At 68.5% G+C, this 16,067-nt stretch carries 15 protein-coding genes; 7 read left to right on the top strand and 8 right to left on the bottom strand.

The features are described from left to right. Positions 1-85: 85 nt before the first annotated feature. Entirely contained in the window at positions 86-2,167 is a 2,082-nt protein-coding gene (locus VN461_05465) for a prolyl oligopeptidase family serine peptidase (GenBank protein ID HXB54210.1), read from the top strand. A 133-nt stretch (positions 2,168-2,300) separates the two neighbouring features. Here the strand turns inward: VN461_05465 and VN461_05460 are convergent, their stop codons facing one another. From VN461_05460 to VN461_05440, 5 genes are all read right to left on the bottom strand, one after another. Continuing rightward, positions 2,301-2,579, bottom strand: coding sequence for an SEC-C metal-binding domain-containing protein (locus VN461_05460; protein HXB54209.1), 279 nt, complete (start codon positions 2,577-2,579; stop codon positions 2,301-2,303). 193 nt (positions 2,580-2,772) lie between these two features. After that, positions 2,773-3,900 (bottom strand): NAD(P)/FAD-dependent oxidoreductase, encoded by a 1,128-nt coding sequence (locus VN461_05455; protein HXB54208.1) that lies wholly within the window; start codon positions 3,898-3,900, stop codon positions 2,773-2,775. Between the two features lie 7 nt (positions 3,901-3,907). Continuing rightward, positions 3,908-5,170: a cyclopropane-fatty-acyl-phospholipid synthase family protein gene (locus VN461_05450; GenBank protein HXB54207.1), complete on the bottom strand. Its 1,263-nt coding sequence runs from the start codon at positions 5,168-5,170 to the stop codon at positions 3,908-3,910. Between the two features lie 18 nt (positions 5,171-5,188). Beyond that, positions 5,189-5,404, bottom strand: coding sequence for a DUF2934 domain-containing protein (locus VN461_05445; GenBank protein ID HXB54206.1), 216 nt, complete (start codon positions 5,402-5,404; stop codon positions 5,189-5,191). Between the two features lie 405 nt (positions 5,405-5,809). After that, a complete protein-coding gene (locus VN461_05440; protein ID HXB54205.1) occupies positions 5,810-7,207 on the bottom strand; it encodes a PLP-dependent aminotransferase family protein in 1,398 nt (465 codons plus the stop codon). Between the two features lie 106 nt (positions 7,208-7,313). Between VN461_05440 and pdxS the strand changes: the two genes are divergently transcribed. From pdxS to VN461_05425, 3 genes are read left to right on the top strand one after another with little or no spacing between them, the layout of a single operon-like run. Further along, on the top strand, positions 7,314-8,204 hold the full coding sequence (pdxS, locus tag VN461_05435; protein HXB54204.1) for a pyridoxal 5'-phosphate synthase lyase subunit PdxS: 891 nt from the start codon (positions 7,314-7,316) through the stop codon (positions 8,202-8,204). Between the two features lies 1 nt (position 8,205). Beyond that, the gene (gene pdxT / locus VN461_05430; protein ID HXB54203.1) at positions 8,206-8,811 is read left to right on the top strand and encodes a pyridoxal 5'-phosphate synthase glutaminase subunit PdxT; all 606 of its coding nucleotides are present in this window, start codon (positions 8,206-8,208) and stop codon (positions 8,809-8,811) included. Then, a complete protein-coding gene (locus tag VN461_05425; protein ID HXB54202.1) occupies positions 8,808-9,932 on the top strand; it encodes an aminotransferase class I/II-fold pyridoxal phosphate-dependent enzyme in 1,125 nt (374 codons plus the stop codon). Before pdxT ends, VN461_05425 begins: the two co-directional genes overlap by 4 nt. Positions 9,933-10,065: 133 nt before the next feature. Here the strand turns inward: VN461_05425 and VN461_05420 are convergent, their stop codons facing one another. Then, positions 10,066-11,391, bottom strand: coding sequence for an aminotransferase class I/II-fold pyridoxal phosphate-dependent enzyme (locus tag VN461_05420; protein ID HXB54201.1), 1,326 nt, complete (start codon positions 11,389-11,391; stop codon positions 10,066-10,068). A 122-nt stretch (positions 11,392-11,513) separates the two neighbouring features. On the opposite strand from VN461_05420, the gene VN461_05415 reads away from it, so the two are divergent. Together VN461_05415 and VN461_05410 are read left to right on the top strand one after the other, a co-directional pair. Beyond that, complete coding sequence (locus tag VN461_05415; protein HXB54200.1) at positions 11,514-12,437, top strand: MBL fold metallo-hydrolase; 924 nt, start codon at positions 11,514-11,516, stop codon at positions 12,435-12,437. 5 nt (positions 12,438-12,442) lie between these two features. Then, positions 12,443-13,612 carry a methionine aminotransferase gene (locus VN461_05410; protein HXB54199.1) on the top strand — a complete coding sequence of 390 codons (1,170 nt, stop codon included), beginning with the start codon at positions 12,443-12,445 and terminating at the stop codon, positions 13,610-13,612. Here VN461_05410 and truA read toward each other — a convergent pair. Continuing rightward, the gene (gene truA / locus VN461_05405) at positions 13,587-14,375 is read right to left on the bottom strand and encodes a tRNA pseudouridine(38-40) synthase TruA (GenBank protein ID HXB54198.1); all 789 of its coding nucleotides are present in this window, start codon (positions 14,373-14,375) and stop codon (positions 13,587-13,589) included. The two genes, VN461_05410 and truA, sit on opposite strands and share 26 nt — an antisense overlap. A gap of 102 nt (positions 14,376-14,477) precedes the next feature. Here truA and VN461_05400 point away from each other — a divergent pair, with 102 nt between their 5' ends. Further along, a complete protein-coding gene (locus VN461_05400) occupies positions 14,478-15,224 on the top strand; it encodes an endonuclease/exonuclease/phosphatase family protein (protein ID HXB54197.1) in 747 nt (248 codons plus the stop codon). A 127-nt stretch (positions 15,225-15,351) separates the two neighbouring features. Here the strand turns inward: VN461_05400 and VN461_05395 are convergent, their stop codons facing one another. Continuing rightward, positions 15,352-15,942, bottom strand: a complete 591-nt coding sequence (locus tag VN461_05395; GenBank protein HXB54196.1) for a DUF1579 domain-containing protein — start codon at positions 15,940-15,942, stop codon at positions 15,352-15,354. Positions 15,943-16,067 lie beyond the last annotated feature (125 nt).

Genomic DNA, 16,067 nt, shown 5'->3' with positions numbered 1-16,067 from the left:
CGGCGTAGAATCGAGGGGTCACGCCCTGTCCGAGGAGGCGTCATTGATGCAAAGTTCTTCTCGCCGCGCTGGAATCGCTCTCTTTATGGGCCTGGTCGTCTCGGTCCTGGCGCTCGCAGGGGCGGGAGGGCTCAGGTACCCCGCAGCGCGGAAGGCCGATGTGGTGGACGACTACCACGGCACCAAGGTGGCAGATCCCTACCGGTGGCTGGAGAGAGCGGACGACCCGGAGACCGCGCGCTGGGTGGAGGCCGAGAACGACCTCACCCGCTCCCTTCTTGAGGGCCCCCCCCGGGAGGCGATCAAGAAGCGGCTCCAAGAGCTCTACGACTACCCGCGCGTCGGCCTGCCCGAAGCGCTGAACGGCCGATATTTCTACACCCGCAACTCGGGGCTACAAAACCAGTCGGTTCTCTTCGTGCGCGAGGGCATCGCGGGGCCCGAGCGCGTTCTCCTCGACCCCAATACCCTCAGCCCGGACGGAACGGTGGCCCTGACCATGACTTCCGTCACCCGGGACGGCAGCCTCATGGCCTACACCCTATCCCGGAGCGGCAGCGACCGACAGGAGATCTTCGTGCGCGAGGTCCTAACCGGGCGGGACCGCCCCGATCACCTCCTCTGGGCCAAGTTCACGAGCCTCGCCTGGACACCGAACAACGACGGCTTCTACTACACCCGCTACCCCGTTCCGGGAACGGTCCCGTCGGGGGACGAGAACTACTATGCCAGGGTGTACTACCACCGGATGGGCGACTCCCAGGAGAAGGACGCCCTCGCTTTCGAGAGGACGGAAGCCAAGGACATCGGGCTGGGCGCGGATGTCACCCGGGACGGACGCTTCCTGATCCTGACCTCCTACAAGGGCTCGAGCGGCAACAGCGAGATCCACATCCTCGACCGCCGGATGCCGGGAGCGAGGCCCTTCCTTCTCTTATCGGGGTTCGAGCATCGGCGGGTCTACACTGCGGAACTGGAGGGCCGCCTGTACTTCCAGACCAACGAGGGGGCGCCCTTGGGTCGCGTGGTCTCGGTGGACCTGGGCAAAGGGGAGAGGGAGGCCCGCGAGGTCCTCCCGGAGGGCGCCGATTCCCTTTCCGAGGTGGCCCTGGTCAGCCGGCGGCTCGTGGTCGTGCGCCTCCACAACGCGAGCCATCGCGTGCTCTTGCATGCCCTCGACGGGAAGCTCGAGCGAGCGATCGAGCTGCCGGATCTGGGCTCGGTGAGCGGCCTCAGCGGCGAGCCCGAGGACCGCGAGCTCTTCCTGGGCTTCAGCTCCTACGCCCAACCCGCGACGCCCTATCGCTTCGACTTCACGCGAGAGCGGTTGACCGAGTTCGAGCCCGTGCACGGGAAGGCGGACGGCGGGGCCTACGAGACGACCCAGGTCTTCTTTCCCTCCAAGGACGGGACCCGGGTCTCCATGTTCCTGGTTCACCGGAAAGGCCTGGCCAAGGACGGCCATCGACCCACCCTGCTCTACGGCTACGGTGGCTTCAACATTAGCCAGACTCCCGTCTACAGCCCGTCGCGCTTCGTTTGGCTCGAGCGAGGGGCCGTGCTCGCCGTCGCCAACCTGCGCGGGGGCGGGGAGTACGGCGAGGCCTGGCATCAGGCGGGAATGCAGGAGCGCAAGCAGAACGTCTTCGACGACTTCATCGCTGCCGCCGAGTGGTTGATTGCGAACGGCTACACGCGGCCGACGAATCTGGCCATCCAGGGCGGCAGCAATGGCGGTCTCCTCGTGGGGGCGGCCATGGTGCAGCGGCCGGAGCTGTTCGGGGCAGTGGTCTGCCAGGTGCCGGTGGCGGACATGCTGCGCTACCACCTCTTCACGGTGGGGCGCTTCTGGATCCCGGAGTACGGCTCTTCAGAGGATCCCCGTCAGTTCGCCTTTCTCTACCGTTACTCGCCGTACCATAACGTCAAGGATGGCGTGGCGTACCCCGCTACCCTCGTGACCACCGCGGACACCGACGACCGTGTGGCTCCTGGCCTGGCGAAGAAGTTCGCGGCCCGGTTGCAGTCCGCGGCCGGGGGTCAGCGGCCCATCCTGATCCGCATTGAAACCAAGGCGGGCCACGGTGCGGGCAAGCCCGTCTCCAAGCAGATCGAGGAGCAGGCAGACGTTTACCGCTTTCTGTTCTGGCAGGTCGGCGAGAGCTGACGATCAAGGGTGCAGCCGCGGCAGAGTCGACCGCTCTGTGGATTCCGATCGTGACCCGCTACGGGGAAATGAGCTCAGCCCACCAACGCTCGATCCTGGAGAGGCGGGGACGCTCCGACGGCCGACGTTGTTCTTAGCCCCCGCCCACCTTGCGAGTAGCGTTCACCCGTTGGAAGCCGCGAGTGTTGGCGGACCCTCTCTTCCAGGGTTGCGTCGTGGTGTGTCTGGAGGGCGCGGTCGGCGCGGGGGCGGCCGTCCCCGCCTCCGGGGCGGGCGCTGCCTCCGCAGCCTTGGCCCGGGCCAGGCGCTCTGCGGCCTCGTCCTTGCCCAGACAGCACTGCTTGTACTTGCGCCCCGAGCCGCAGTGGCAGGGATCGTTGCGGCCAAGGGAGCGCGCGGTTGCGGGTTCCAAGGAAGCCTCCTTCACTTCCCCACTCTACTACGGGTGGGAGGCCCCGTGCCATCCTGCGCAGACCGCCGGGCTCACGGCAGCCCCGATCGTGGCAATGATTCGGGGGAGCTTGAAGGGAAGGTCGGGACGCCCGCGAGAGGTGCGTCGAAGGAGTCGCGAGTCGCCTACCCGCGCGCGTAAGGCCAGAGGCCGCTTAGGCCCCCGCGCTTGCCGCCAGGGCTGGCCGCCCGGTCTGCAAGAACCAACGGTCGAGCAGGACATGCCGCGTCAACCAGCGTGTCGATAGCAGCCGGTCCAACATCACGGCCACAAGTCCGGGAGGGAGGGTCGCGGCCAAGCTACGGACCGGCCCGCGGCGGCCGAAGCGCGCTTCGATGGCCGACCGATAGGGCTGCAGATCCTGGCGCCGATAGCGGCCCCCCGCCCCCAGCACCGCCCGCGCCCCCAGCAAACCGGACTCGACGGCGGGCCGGATACCTTCGCCACTTAGGGTGTGAGCAAGCCCGGCCGCATCGCCCAGGAGCAGGACGCCATCATCGATGAGCGGGCGGGGAGCGGTGGGATACAGCAGGTACGCATGCCCCCGCCACCGGTCCGGGAGGTCGGCCACCCGGCCCTGGGCGGTCAGGTCGCGGACGAACCCGCTCACTTGGGCGGCCAGGCGCCGGCGATCCAGCCGACCAAAGCCAACGTTGAGAAATTCCCCTTTCCGGAAACACCACCCGTAGCCCTTGCCGTCCGGGCAAAAGTAAAGCTCGGGCACCTCGGCCTGCACCCGGCAGCGCGACAGCTGCCCCGAATCCATGAGGAACTCGACCTCTTGAGCCACGACTACGGGCTCGGCCTCGGGGCCGCTCCCCAACATCCGCGCCACGGGACAGAAATGGCCCCCCGCCCCCACCAGCAAGGGCGCGCGGACCTCGTCGTTCACCTCCCACACGCCCGAGGCGTGTCTCAGGCTGGTCACCGCGAATCCGCTCATCACCGTCGCCCCGGAGCGTTGGAGCAGGTAGTGATCGAACTCGCACCGCCGGATGCCGAAGCTCACCGGCCTCTCGTAGCGAGTCTCTAGAGGGGCACGGCCGATCCGGCCCGTTCGGAGCCCGGTGATGGGCTGGAACACGCGCCCTTTCCGGTATTCCTCCGTGTCCAGGCTCAGGTCGTCCAGGACCGCGGGCGTGATCCAGCCCCCGCAGGGTTTGTCCCTGGGCAGGGTCGCGCGCTCGAGCACGACCACCTCCAGGCCGGCCTCCCGGAGCTTCCACGCACAGGTGGAGCCGGCAGGTCCCCCGCCGACGATCACAGCGTCGTAGGCGCGCATGGGTCGCTCAGGGGATGAGGTCGGTATAAAGGTGGGCGCGGGTCCAAGGGATCTCGTTCGTCACCCCGCGGGCGAAGCCGATCTGGAAGAGCTGCATCGAGCCGCTCCGGAACGCAGCCTCCGAGCCTGCGAGGTACAACCGCCAAGCGCGCAAGAAAGGGACGCCGAAGTGAGCGGCTACGGTCTCCGCGGCTGTGTCCAGGCGATGACGCCAGTGTTCGATCGTCCGCGCGTAGTGCAGACGCAGGTTCTCGACGTCGAGGACCGAGAAGTCGAAGGGAGCGAGCACGCCGTCCACCACCTCGGTCAGAGAGGGGGGGTAGGCACCGGGAAAAATGCGCCGCTCTATCCAGGCGTTCAGGGGCGCGGGACGATTGCGGCCGATGAAGTGTAGGAGTCCCCGGCCCCTCTGCGGCTCCAGGGAGCGATCGATGACCTCCCCGAGCGTCCGGTAGTTCTCGAGGCCGACGTGCTCGACCATGCCGACAGAAACGAAAGCGTCGAATCGCCCGCGGATGGCCCGGTAGTCGTCCTCGCGGAACTCCACGCGGTCGGCCAGGCCATCCTCCGCGGCGCGCCGCCGGGCGTGCTGTATCTGCTCCCGGGAGATGTTGAAGGCGGTCACGGTGGCGCCGTAGGCGCGGGCCATGTGCAGAGCCAGGGCGCCCCACCCGCATCCTGCCTCCACCACCCGGTCCCCCGGCTTCAGGCCCAGCTTGCGACAGACGTGGTCCATTTTGGCCCGTTGCGCCACTTCCAGGCTGTCGTCGGGTCGAGGGAAGTAGGCGCAGGTGTAGAGCATCTCCTCGTCCAGCCAGAGCCGGTAGAAGTCGTTCCCGAGGTTGTAGTGATGGTGCACGTTCTCGCGCGCCGCACCCAGGCCGTGGTTCCGCGGACGCGGGCGACGCCGCCCTCCCCGGCGCGGCGCGTCCACAACCCGGTCGATGCCGACCAGGGCCGATACGAGGTCTCCTTCCACCGCGAGGTTCCCGGAGGCGTAGGCTTCGCCGAACGCGAACTCCGGGTCCCTCAGAACCGCGAAGAGGGCCCGGCGGTTGCGAAAGCGCACGCGGGCGACTGGCGCCTCGGGGGCCGCGAGGCGTTCCGTCCCATCCCAGAGCGCGAGGCGGATGGGCACGCCCTCTAGCGCTTTGGCCAGCCGGGCGAGCAGCCAACGATCGAGGGCGCCCGCCCGCCCCTCCGCCTCCCAGCCCTTCTCTTGGCCCGCCCCGCGCAGGCCGGGTAGGCCCTCTCCGAGCGCGGCGGTCATGATGCCCACCTCATGCGCTCAACCTCCACTCTGCCCCCGCGCGCGCCCGGTCTTCTTCGCGGAGGCAGCCTGCTCTCGGAGCTCCCTCTCCGCGCGGAGCCAATCCTCCCGCTCGTGGCCAGGCTCGCCACCGCGTGCGAGGTATATCTCGTACGCTCGGCGAGCGACCTCGTCCGCGGACGGGGGCCCGGTCGGCGGGGGCGGCGAGACTTTCTTCCGAGGATTCTCCTTCATCGCCGGCCTCCCTCATTCTATCTGCCCTCGGTCTGCGTGGTGGAAGTCCCAACCGAGGCCTGGCTAAGACGCTCAAACGCGACCCCAGGCAACGCGGAGCGCCTCCCCGTCCTCGGGGCCTGGAAGGATACCTCCCTTCCGGAAAGCCGTCCTCAAGATTCTGCAGGGCCAGGCTTCGACTTGGTCGGCCCTCGGGGCTGGTCCCCTCCTAGCGGGAACGCCACCCCGCAAGTCCAGCGAAACCGAGGGCATCCGACCGATGGGGGCGAGTCTCACTACAGGGGCCGTTCATCGTTGATCGCTTAGCGCGGCACAATCCACCGTGCGGCTCCATTATGCCGCGACGCTGGCGGCGACACCCGTCCCGCGCCGACCCGTAGGCCGGAGCGGACCGGATGGCGCGGCTCAGACGATCGGCGACCCCGCGTCGGGGGAGCCCTCGAGGGTCGCCACCACCAGGCGCAGGCCCTTCTCCAACTCGGCTCGGTCGCGGGCTGCACCCAGGCAGAGACGGACCGCGTGGGGAACGCTGCTGCGCCCCACCACGAAGGCCTCCGCGGGCGTGACGGCCACCCCTCGGATGCGGGCCTGGGCCACGAAACTATCGCTCCGCCAGGGCTCCGGAAGAGACAGCCAGAGGTGGTATGCGTAGGGGTGGGCCCGGTACTCACTCCCCCCCAGGATCGCGCGGGCCAGGGCCTGCCGGGCCGCGGCCTCCCGCCTTCGGGACTCCAGGATCGTGTCCGCCGTACCCTCCCGGATCCAGGCAGAGCAGATCGCGGCCATCAGGGGTGCGGACGCCCAGGTGGTGGCGCGCAGGTTTACGGCCAGCCGACCCACCATCGCGGAGGGCGCGAGCACGTAGCCAATGCGCAAACCAGGGGCCAGGGTCTTGGACATGCTCGTGACGTAGTAGCTGATCTCCGGGGCCAGAGCGGCGAGGGGGAGCGGACGCTCCCGCGGCAGCAGGGCGTGCAGGTCGTCCTCCACGATGGCCACGCGGTGGGCCTCCGCGATGGAGGCGATCTCCCGACGCCGCTCCGCCGGCATCACCGCCCCTGTGGGATTCTGAATAGTGGGCACGCAATAGAGAGCCTTCGCCCCCGTGCTTTGGCAAGCGGCCGCGAAAGCGTCGGCGCGCAGACCGTGGTCGTCGAGGGCCAGGCCCTGCAGGCGGAGGTGCAGCAGGTTGGCGGCCGCCTTTAGCCCCGGGAAGGTCAGGGCCTCCGTGAGGACAAGGTCTCCCGGCTTGAGCAGCGTGGCCAGGACCGTGGTCAGACCGTGCTGGCCCCCCCCACAGACCAGCACTTGCTCCGGCCGTGCGGGAAGGCCGGTGCGGGCGATCCAGGCCGCGCCCGCCTCACGGTCCGGGGCGTTGCCCGCTTCGGCCGGATAGTCGAGCAGGGCCGCGAGATCCGCCCGGTTCGCGAGGGAGCGAAGCGTGTCCTGCAGGCTCCGCAGGTGGGGCTCGTCCATGGCCGGCGGCGGGAGGTTCTGGCTCAGGTCCACGGCTTTGGGCCGCCCGAGGTCCCCGCGGGCGGGCGGAGTGACCTCGGTCCCGCGATAGCGGACGAACGTGCCCCGGCCGACCTCGCCCGAGAGCAGGCCCCGGCGCGCGGCCTCGACGTAACCGCGGCTCACTGTCCCCACCGTGACACCTAGCCGGTCAGCCAGATCACGGTGGGTGGGCAGCCGGCTGCCCGGCTTGAGCTGGCCGGAGGCCACGTCGTCCGCGATCGCGTCCGCGATCGCGAGGTACCGGGGCCCCCGACGCTTGTCGAGGTGCGGTGACCAAATTGTCATGGTGACAATCTAGCTATTGACACCCACTAAAGTCAAGGCTAGATTGGAATTGTCGACAGCGAAGTTAGATCTAACGTTATTGTATCGATACAATGGAGCACTGAGCATGGAGGAGAAGAAGACGGGAACACCGACCCTAAAGACCGGGCTGGCGGAGATGCTGAAGGGTGGCGTGATCATGGACGTCACCAACGACGTCCAAGCCCGGATCGCTGAAGATGCAGGGGCGGTGGCAGTCATGGCCCTGGAGCGGGTCCCCGCCGACATTCGTCGGGACGGGGGCGTGGCCCGAATGGCCGACCCCGCGATCATCGCGCGGATCATGGAAGCGGTCACGATCCCCGTCATGGCCAAATGCCGGATCGGACACTTCGCGGAGGCCCGGGTCCTGGAAGCACTCGGCGTGGACTTCATCGATGAGAGCGAGGTACTGACCCCCGCCGACGAGGCGCACCATGTGGACAAGTTCGCATTCAAGGTTCCCTTCGTCTGCGGTTGCCGGGACCTGGGCGAAGCCCTGCGGCGGATCGGGGAAGGGGCAGCCCTCGTCCGCACCAAGGGCGAGGCGGGTACCGGGAACGTAGTGGAGGCGGTGCGTCACATGCGCGCGGTGAGATCGGGCATCCGGCGCCTCACGGTCCTGGGGCCCGAAGAGCTGATGGCTGAGGCCAAGGCCCTGGGCGCGCCCTACGAGCTTGTGCGTTTGTTGGCGGCCGAGGGCCGGCTGCCGGTCCCTAATTTTGCGGCCGGAGGCATCGCCACACCAGCCGACGCTGCCCTCATGATGGCGCTCGGCGCGGAGTCAGTTTTCGTCGGCTCCGGCATCTTCAAGTCCTCGGACCCCGCTAAGCGCGCACGGGCTATCGTGCGTGCCACCACCCACTATCAGGACCCGGCGGTGGTGGCCGAGGTGTCTCGGGGCCTCGGCGAGGCCATGCCCGGCCTGGAGACTGCGGGCCTTCCCGAATCCGAACGGCTGCAGACCCGAGGCTGGTGAAGTGGCGGTCTTTGGCGTGCTAGCCCTGCAAGGGGACTTCGCTGCCCACGCGGCGGCCTTGCGTGAGATAGGGGCACCCGTGCGTGAGGTGCGGCGGGCGGGGGATGTGGCCGGCCTCGCCGGCCTGGCCCTGCCCGGGGGCGAGAGCTCGACACTGCTGAACCTCATGCAAGACGAGCCCTGGTTCTCGGCGCTCGAGCGACTCCATGAAGAGGGGGGGGCGTTCTTGGGCACCTGCGCCGGGGCCATCCTCCTCGCGCGCGAGGTCCATCCGCCCCAGGCCAGCTTGGGCTTTCTCGACGCCGGCGTTGTCCGCAACGCCTACGGACGACAAGTGGACTCCTTCCAGGCCCGGATCGATGCCGCTGCCCTCGGGGAGCCCTTGGAAGCGGTCTTCATCCGCGCTCCCCGCTTCCGGGCCCTGGGGCCGGCGGTGGAAGTGCTGGCCCGGCTGGGAGAGGAGCCGGTGCTCGTTCGGCAGGGCCGCGTCCTGGCCGCCACCTTCCACCCCGAGCTGACGCGATCCCGGGGCCTGCACCGCCTCTTCGTGGAGATGGCAACGGCCCCTGGCGCCCGCACCCCCGAGCTCTCGGCCCTCCGGCAATGACCCTGCGCTTCGAGACCCTCGCCGTGCACGCCGGCCCGGGGCCGGACGGGGCGACCGGGGCCGTGGCTCCGCCCATCCACTTGGCCACCAACTTCGCCCGCGATCCCTCCGGGACGCCCCTCGGAGGCCACACCTACATCCGCGAGTCGAACCCCACCCAGGCCCACCTCGAGGAGGCGCTGGCGCCCCTGGAGGGAGGGGCGGCGGCACTCGTCTTCGCCTCGGGCACGGCCGCCGCGGTGGCCCTCTTGCAGACGCTGGAGCCCGGATCCCACGTCGTCTTCCCGGACGACGCCTACTACGGCTACGGAGTGGCGGCCCGCGAGTTCCTGCCCCGCTGGGGCATCCGCGCCTCAATCGTAGACATGAGCCGGCTCTCGGACCTGGAAAAGGCCCTGCGGGCGGAGACGCGCCTCGTGCTCCTTGAGACCCCGTCTAACCCGCTGATGAAAGTGGTGGACCTCGCGGAGGCGATCCGCCTCGTCCGCTCCCGGGGGGCGCAGATCCTGGTGGACAACACTTTCGCCACTCCCGCCCTCCAGCAGCCCCTTGGGCTCGGGGCGGATGTCGTGCTGCACTCCACGACCAAGTACTTCGGGGGCCACAGCGACGTCCAGGGAGGCGCCCTCGTTTTCGCCCGGCGCGATGCCACCCTCGAGGCGGTCGCTCACGTGCGCCATATCCTGGGGGCGGTGGCCTCGCCCTTTAACTCCTGGCTCGTCCTGCGCGGGCTGCGCACGTTGGCCTGCCGCATGGCCACCCAGAGCGCTAGCGCCCTTCTCGTGGCCCAGGCCCTTAGCCACCATCCCGCCCTATCCGCGGTTCACTATCCTGGTCTGGAGTCGGACCCTGGTCACGCCCTGGCCCGGCGGCAGATGAAGGCTTTCGGGGCCATGCTCTCCCTGCGGCTCAAGGGCGGGCTCGAAGCCGCCCTGCGCGTGGTGGCTCGCGCTCAGCTGTTCGTGCGCGCCACCTCCCTGGGGGGGACGGAGAGCCTGATCGAGCAGCGGGCCTCCAGCGAGGGCCCGGGCTCGACGGCCCCGCCGGAGCTGGTTCGGCTCTCCATTGGCCTCGAACACCCGGAAGACCTCATCGCCGATCTCCGCCAAGCTCTCGACTGAGCGGGTTCCTCCGGGGGCGGCCGAACCGGGTAGCACCCCTACCCCCCCGGAGGGCGCCGGCCCCGACTCGGTTGGGGACCGAGAGCGCGAAGCCAGTGCCGGAGTCCTCGCGCTCGAACCGCGCGAGCGAGGGTCAGGCGAGCGAGCGGAGGGCCTTGGCCAGGCGGGGCAGCGCCGCCTCAATGTCGGGCTCTCCGACCGCGCCCACGCTCAGGCGGAACCAGCCATCCTCGTCGGGAGCGCCGAAGGCCTGGAAGGGAACGAGGCCTATGCCCGCGGCCTGTAGCACGAAGCGCCGCACGTCCTCGTTGGTCTGCAATACCCCGCCCGCAGGGGTTCGCCGTCCGAAAGGGTAGAGGCGGGCGGTGAGGTAGATGGCGCCCATGGGGGGGACGCTCTCCACCGGCAAGCCCGCGGCCTTGAGGGCCTGGAGACCGTCGTGCAGCCGGGCGAGCCGGGCCTGAACGTTCTGCTTGAAGGTGGCGTGGAACGCGCGGATTCCGGAAACGTCGTCGAGAAGCCCCACGGTGGCGACTTGTTCGGCGCGCGGGGCCCAGGCACCCACGTGGCCGAGCACCGCCGACATCCGGTCAATGACGTCCGCCGGGCCCACCGCCCATCCCACCCGCAAGCCGGTGGCGGCGAAGGCCTTGCTGATCCCGTCCACGAAGACAGTGTAGCGAGCCATCTCCGCCCGGAGCTGCGGGGGGGTCACGTGGACGGTTCCGCCGAAGCAGAGCATCCAGTAGATGTGGTCGTACATCAGGTAGAGTGGCCGCTCCCCCCTCCGGCCGCGGGTCTCGTTCTCCGCTATCACCACCTCGCAAATGCCGTCGAGGGCTTCGGCGGTGAAGGCGGTCCCGGCGGGATTCAGGGGCGAGTTCAGGCACAAGAGGCGGGCCCCGCGGAGGGAGCTCGCCAGATTCTCCCGCGTGGGCAGGAAGCGCTCTTGGGGCCGGCAGGGCACCGGGACCCCGACCGCCCCTGCCAGGTGTGCGTAGTGGTTGTTGTTCCAGCTCGGAACCGGGTAGACCACGCGGTCCCCCGGATCGCAGACCGTCCGGTAGAGACAGTAGATCAGGGGTCGCGCTCCGCCCGCGATCAGTACTGCCTCTTGGGGGTAGAGCAGGCCCAGCTCCCGTGCATAGAAGCGCCCCACCGCTCGCCGAAGCTCAGCCACTCCGTTCGCGGGAGGGTAGTTGGTCTCGCCGTTTTTCAGAGCATCGCAAATGTCGGTGGAGAGCCGCTCGGGGATCGGGAAGTGCCGGGAGCTGAAGTCCCCCACCGTGAGGTCGCAGACGGGGTGGCCCCCGGCGACGAGGGCGCGAATCTCTCCAGAGATACGGAGGATCTCTGAGCCCACCAGACCGGTGGCCATCTTGGAGATGCGGCCCCCGGGGTTGGGCCCGGGGTCGCGGGCGAAGTCGCCGAGATCGTTAGGGAGAGGCGGATCGGTCATCGCTGCACTATGCCACACTCCTTCGGGGGCTCGATCTCCGCATCGGAGACGCCCGGCCCACTCCACGTGGCCTTGTCGGTTTGGGTTATGATGCCGGCCGTTCCTTCGAAAGGGAGATCCCAATGCCTGAGCTCCGACGCCTCGCCTTCACCCTCCTCGCTCTCGGCGTCGGGGGAGGGACCCTCGCCCAAGAGCCAGACTTCGACAAGGTCGAGGTCACCACGACCAAGGTGGCGGAGGGCGTTTACATGCTCGTAGGGGCCGGGGGGAACATCGGCGTCTCCGCAGGCGGGGACGGCGTGTTCCTCATCGACGACCAATACGCTCCCTTGACCCCCAAGATCAAGGCGGCGGTGGCCGCCATCAGCGACAAGCCCATCCGTTTCGTCCTCAACACCCATTGGCACGGCGACCACACCGGCGGCAACAAGGACCTGGGCGAGGCCGGAGTCCTGATCGTGGCCCACGACAACGTGCGCGTGCGCATGAGCACTGAGCAGTTCCTCGAGGCCTTCAAGCGTAAGATCCCCGCCTCCCCCGAGAAGGCATTGCCCGTGGTCACCTATGACAGCTCCGTGACCTTCCATCTGAACGGGGACGAGATCCAGGCGAGCCATGTTTCCCCTGCCCACACCGACGGCGACTCCGTGATCCATTTCAGAAAGGCCAACGTCATCCACGCCGGCGATCTCTTCTTCAATGGCTTCTATCCTTTCATCGACCTCGGCAGCGGCGGCTCTTTCACGGGCGTGATCGCGGCCGCAGATCGGATGTTGGGAATGGCCGATGAGAAGACCCGCATCATTCCCGGCCACGGCCCCCTCGGTGACCGCGTCGCGCTCAAGGAGTACCGGGAGATGTTGGGGTCGGTGCGGGACAAGATCGAGCCGCTGGTTCGCGCCGGGAAGACCCTAGCCGAGGTGCAGGCGGCCAAGCCTACCGCGGCCTGGGATGCCAAGTGGGGCAAGGGCTTCCTGAAGCCGGACACGTTCACGGAGATCGTCTATACCAGCCTGTCCCGGGAGGCCAAGCCGGGCAAGAAATAAACGCCATGAGCGCTCGGCCCTACCTGAGCTCCCGGCTACGGAAGGTTGGGACCTCCATCTTCGCGGAGATGACGCAGCTCGCCGTTCAGCACCAGGCGGTGAACCTTGGCCAGGGCTATCCGGACTTTGATGGCCCCGACTTCGTAAAGGAGGCGGCGGTAGCGGCCATCCGCTCCGGCCACAACCAGTACTGCCGAACGAGCGGACTGCCCGAGCTGGTCCGCGCCATCGCAGCTCACCAGCGGCGCTTCTATGGCCTCGAGTACGACCCCGAGACCGAGGTGACGGTGTACGCGGGAGCCACGGAGGGGATCTGCGCCACTCTCCAGGGCCTGCTGGAGGCGGGAGACGAGGTCATACTGTTCGAGCCCTTCTACGATGCCTACCCCGCGGCCTTGGCCATGGCGGGGGCGGTGCCCCGGGTGGTGACCCTAGGGGGGGCCGGGTTCCGCTATGACCCCGCGGCCCTGGAGGCCGCGGTCAGCCCCCGCACCCGGGCCCTGCTCCTGAACAGCCCCAACAACCCCGCGGGGAAGGTCTTCACCCGCGACGAGCTCACGCACATCGCCGAGGTCTGTCGGCGCCATGACATCCTGGCCATCACCGATGAAGTCTACGAGCACATCGTGTTTGAGGGCGAGCACATCCCCCTGGCCAGCCTGCCCGGGATGCGTGAGCGCGTAGTCAGTATCTCCTCCACCGGCAAGAGCTTCAGCCTCACGGGCTGGAAGATCGGTTACTCCTGCGCCTCCCCCGCTATCAGCGCGGCCCTCCGCACCGCCCATCAGTTCATCACCTTCTGCAGCGCGACGCCCTTCCAGCACGCGCTGGTGGCGGCTCTGGAGACGGGGGATGCGTACTACCAGGCCCTAGGCGCTGACTACCGCGCGCGGCGTGACCGCCTGTGTGGGGGGCTAACCGAGGCCGGTTTCCGCGTCCTCACGCCGGCGGGGACGTACTTCGCGCAGGCCGACATCCGGCCCTTGGGCTTCGAGGACGGCGTGGACTTCTGCCGGGAGCTTCCCGCCCGGGTGGGGGTGGCCGCCATTCCCACGAGCGCCTTCTACCGGAACCGTGCCGAGGCTCGCCACCTCGTGCGGTTCGCCTTCTGCAAGACCGATGCGACCCTGGACGAGGCTATCCGGCGGCTCAAGGGCCTTCGGCCAGGTTCGTGACCGCCTGTAGGGGTTGGTCCCTCTCGTCCCCCGGGTAGAAGACCCGCTCCAGGAACAACCCCGAGGGGGGGGCGGTGAGCCGCGCGGGCGCCCCCGAGCGCTCGCGGAGGAATCGAACCACGTCCTCTTCCCGTAGAGCCCCGCGGCCCACCTCCGCCAGCACCCCCACCACTCGGCGGACCATCTTCCAGATGAAGTGGGAGCCCTGCATGCGGATGAGGACGAGGGCGCCGTCCTCTTTAAGGTCAACCCGATCGACGAGCACGCGGGTAGATGTCTCGTCCGCGTCCTGGTCCGAGAAGGACCGGAAGTCTTTCATGCCCACAAAGAGACCCGCGGCCTGACGCATGCGGTCCACGTCCAGGGGATCCTTGATCCACCATACGAAGGGCTGGGCGAGGGCAGTACGCCGGCGCGAGATCTGATAGAGGTAGCTGCGGGCCACCGCCCCGTGGCGGGCGTGGAAGCGGCGCGACACCTTCTCCACGGAGAGGATATGGATGTCCGGGGGCAGCTCGTCGTTTAGAGCGCGGCGGAGGGGGTGGGGAGGGGTGGCCGTTTCGAGGTCCAGATGGGCGACCTGCCGAAGGGCGTGAACGCCGGCATCGGTCCGCCCCGAACCGTAGAGCTCGAAATCGGTGCGCCCGGACACGGCCCTCACCGCGCGCTGGACCTCGCCCTGGACGGTGCGCGCGTTCTTCTGGACCTGCCAGCCTCGATAGCGCGTCCCCGCGTATTCGAGGCAGAGCTTGAAGCGGGCCATGGAGAGCCCGAAAGCTAACGCCCCCGGCCCGGCGCGTCAAGACGACCAGCCCTTTGCTAAACTCGTCTCGCGGGAGGCTTTGCCCGCGAGGTCGCCGGGGCCATGAGGCTGCGCGTGCTCAGCTACAACATCCATCGAGCCATCGGTGTGGATCGCCGCTTTCGACCGGAGCGGATCGCACGCATCCTCGAGGCCCACGATCCCGACGTCGTCCTCCTCCAGGAGGTGGACGAAGGGGTGCCGCGCTCCCGGGAGATGAACCTGGCCCGCGAGCTGGCCGCGTGGCTGGACTATCGCCACCTGGCCATCGGCCACAACGTCACCTTGCGCAAGGGCCGCTACGGGAACGCCACCTTGAGCCGCCACCCGATCCAGCGCGAGCGCAACATCGACCTCACGGTGGGCCCCCACAAGCGGCGGGGGTGCCAGCACACCCGCATTGCCCTCCCCGGCCCTTTTGGCGGGCGTCATCCGCTGGAGGTCTTTAACCTGCACCTCGGCCTCTCCGCCCGCGAGCGGCAGAACCAGGTTGGCATGCTCACGCGCTCGCGGGAGTTCGCCGCTCTCTCCCCGGATGTGGCCTGTCTGGTGGGGGGCGACTTCAATGATTGGCGCTCACAGCTGGAGCCGATCTTCCTGGATCGGCTCGCCTTTCGCTCCGCCACCGGCGGCGATCGCCGGCGCGAGCGGGCGGTCCCAACCTTCCCTTCTTTCTTCCCCCAGGGCAGCCTGGACCGGATCTACTACCGGGGCCCCCTGCGCCTCCTCGCGGGGCGTCGCTGCCGACTCAGCCTGTCCCGCGTGGCCAGCGACCACTTACCGATCGTGGTCGATTTCGACTTCGCGTGACCGCGGAGGCCCCTCGCCGCAGGTTCGGGGCGGGGCGTCACGTGACCGGAGACGAGGGCGGCTCGGGGCGCCCGCTTTTCACGGCCGCCCTCGCTTCCAGTCGTCGACCTCCTAGAGGGTCGACCCGTTACTTGCGCCGCTTGTAGGTGATGCGCATCCCGGGGGCCTCCTTGCCGTCGGGGCCCGGGAAGTACATGGTGAAGACGCGGGTGTCGGGGTCCTTATACTCGGTCACCGCCTTGATCTTCGCCGTCTTGCCGGTCATGTCTGGTCCTTCGATCCAGCCCGTCATGGTCTTCTTACTGGCATCGTAGATGCTCTCCGAGATCTGGAGCCCGCTCGACATGCTGTCCACCCACGTGCCCACGTACTTCTTCTTGGCGGGGTCGTAGCCGGTCACGCCGTGCCCCTGGAAAGGTTGGTTCATCATCTCGCTTTTGAAATCGGTCACCAGCCAGAGGCCCCCGAGCATGGTGTCCGTCTCCACCCCCTTGGAAACATTGGGGGGGCCGCCCAACATCTCCACCGTTGCGTCCCAGACGCCGACGTCGTTCTTTAGGAACTCATGCTCGGGCCCGGGCTTCGGCAGCGGGGGCATGGCCGGAGCAGCCTTCTTGGTCTCCTCGGACTTCTTGGCCTCCTGGGCCCCCCCCATGTTCGCCCCCAGGCCCAGCAGGCCCAGGGTCAGCAAGCCACACGCCCACCTCGCGGTCTTCATTTTGTTGAACTCCTTGATTTGTCTGCTCCAGGGCAGCGCCCTGATTACCCCAGATCGCGGGCCCGGCGTCAAGGGCGTCAGGGCGGTTTTGACACTCCGGAGAGCTCCCCGCTAGGATTCGCTTC

It is taken from the genome of Vicinamibacteria bacterium (genome assembly GCA_035570235.1).
Lineage (GTDB): Bacteria > Acidobacteriota > Vicinamibacteria > Fen-336 > Fen-336 > DATMML01.
Note: the sequence above shows the minus strand (reverse complement) of the source record. Positions and strands in the feature narration are given on the sequence as shown.

Coding starts and splice junctions, on each gene's coding strand:
- VN461_05465 (HXB54210.1), top strand. CDS start 86: ATGGGCCTGGTCGTCTCGGTCCTGGCGCTCGCAGGGGCGGGAGGGCTC.
- VN461_05455 (HXB54208.1), bottom strand. CDS start 3,900: ATGCGCGCCTACGACGCTGTGATCGTCGGCGGGGGACCTGCCGGCTCC.
- VN461_05450 (HXB54207.1), bottom strand. CDS start 5,170: ATGACCGCCGCGCTCGGAGAGGGCCTACCCGGCCTGCGCGGGGCGGGC.
- VN461_05445 (HXB54206.1), bottom strand. CDS start 5,404: ATGAAGGAGAATCCTCGGAAGAAAGTCTCGCCGCCCCCGCCGACCGGG.
- VN461_05440 (HXB54205.1), bottom strand. CDS start 7,207: ATGACAATTTGGTCACCGCACCTCGACAAGCGTCGGGGGCCCCGGTAC.
- pdxS (HXB54204.1), top strand. CDS start 7,314: ATGGAGGAGAAGAAGACGGGAACACCGACCCTAAAGACCGGGCTGGCG.
- VN461_05425 (HXB54202.1), top strand. CDS start 8,808: ATGACCCTGCGCTTCGAGACCCTCGCCGTGCACGCCGGCCCGGGGCCG.
- VN461_05420 (HXB54201.1), bottom strand. CDS start 11,391: ATGACCGATCCGCCTCTCCCTAACGATCTCGGCGACTTCGCCCGCGAC.
- VN461_05415 (HXB54200.1), top strand. CDS start 11,514: ATGCCTGAGCTCCGACGCCTCGCCTTCACCCTCCTCGCTCTCGGCGTC.
- VN461_05410 (HXB54199.1), top strand. CDS start 12,443: ATGAGCGCTCGGCCCTACCTGAGCTCCCGGCTACGGAAGGTTGGGACC.
- truA (HXB54198.1), bottom strand. CDS start 14,375: ATGGCCCGCTTCAAGCTCTGCCTCGAATACGCGGGGACGCGCTATCGA.
- VN461_05400 (HXB54197.1), top strand. CDS start 14,478: ATGAGGCTGCGCGTGCTCAGCTACAACATCCATCGAGCCATCGGTGTG.
- VN461_05395 (HXB54196.1), bottom strand. CDS start 15,942: ATGAAGACCGCGAGGTGGGCGTGTGGCTTGCTGACCCTGGGCCTGCTG.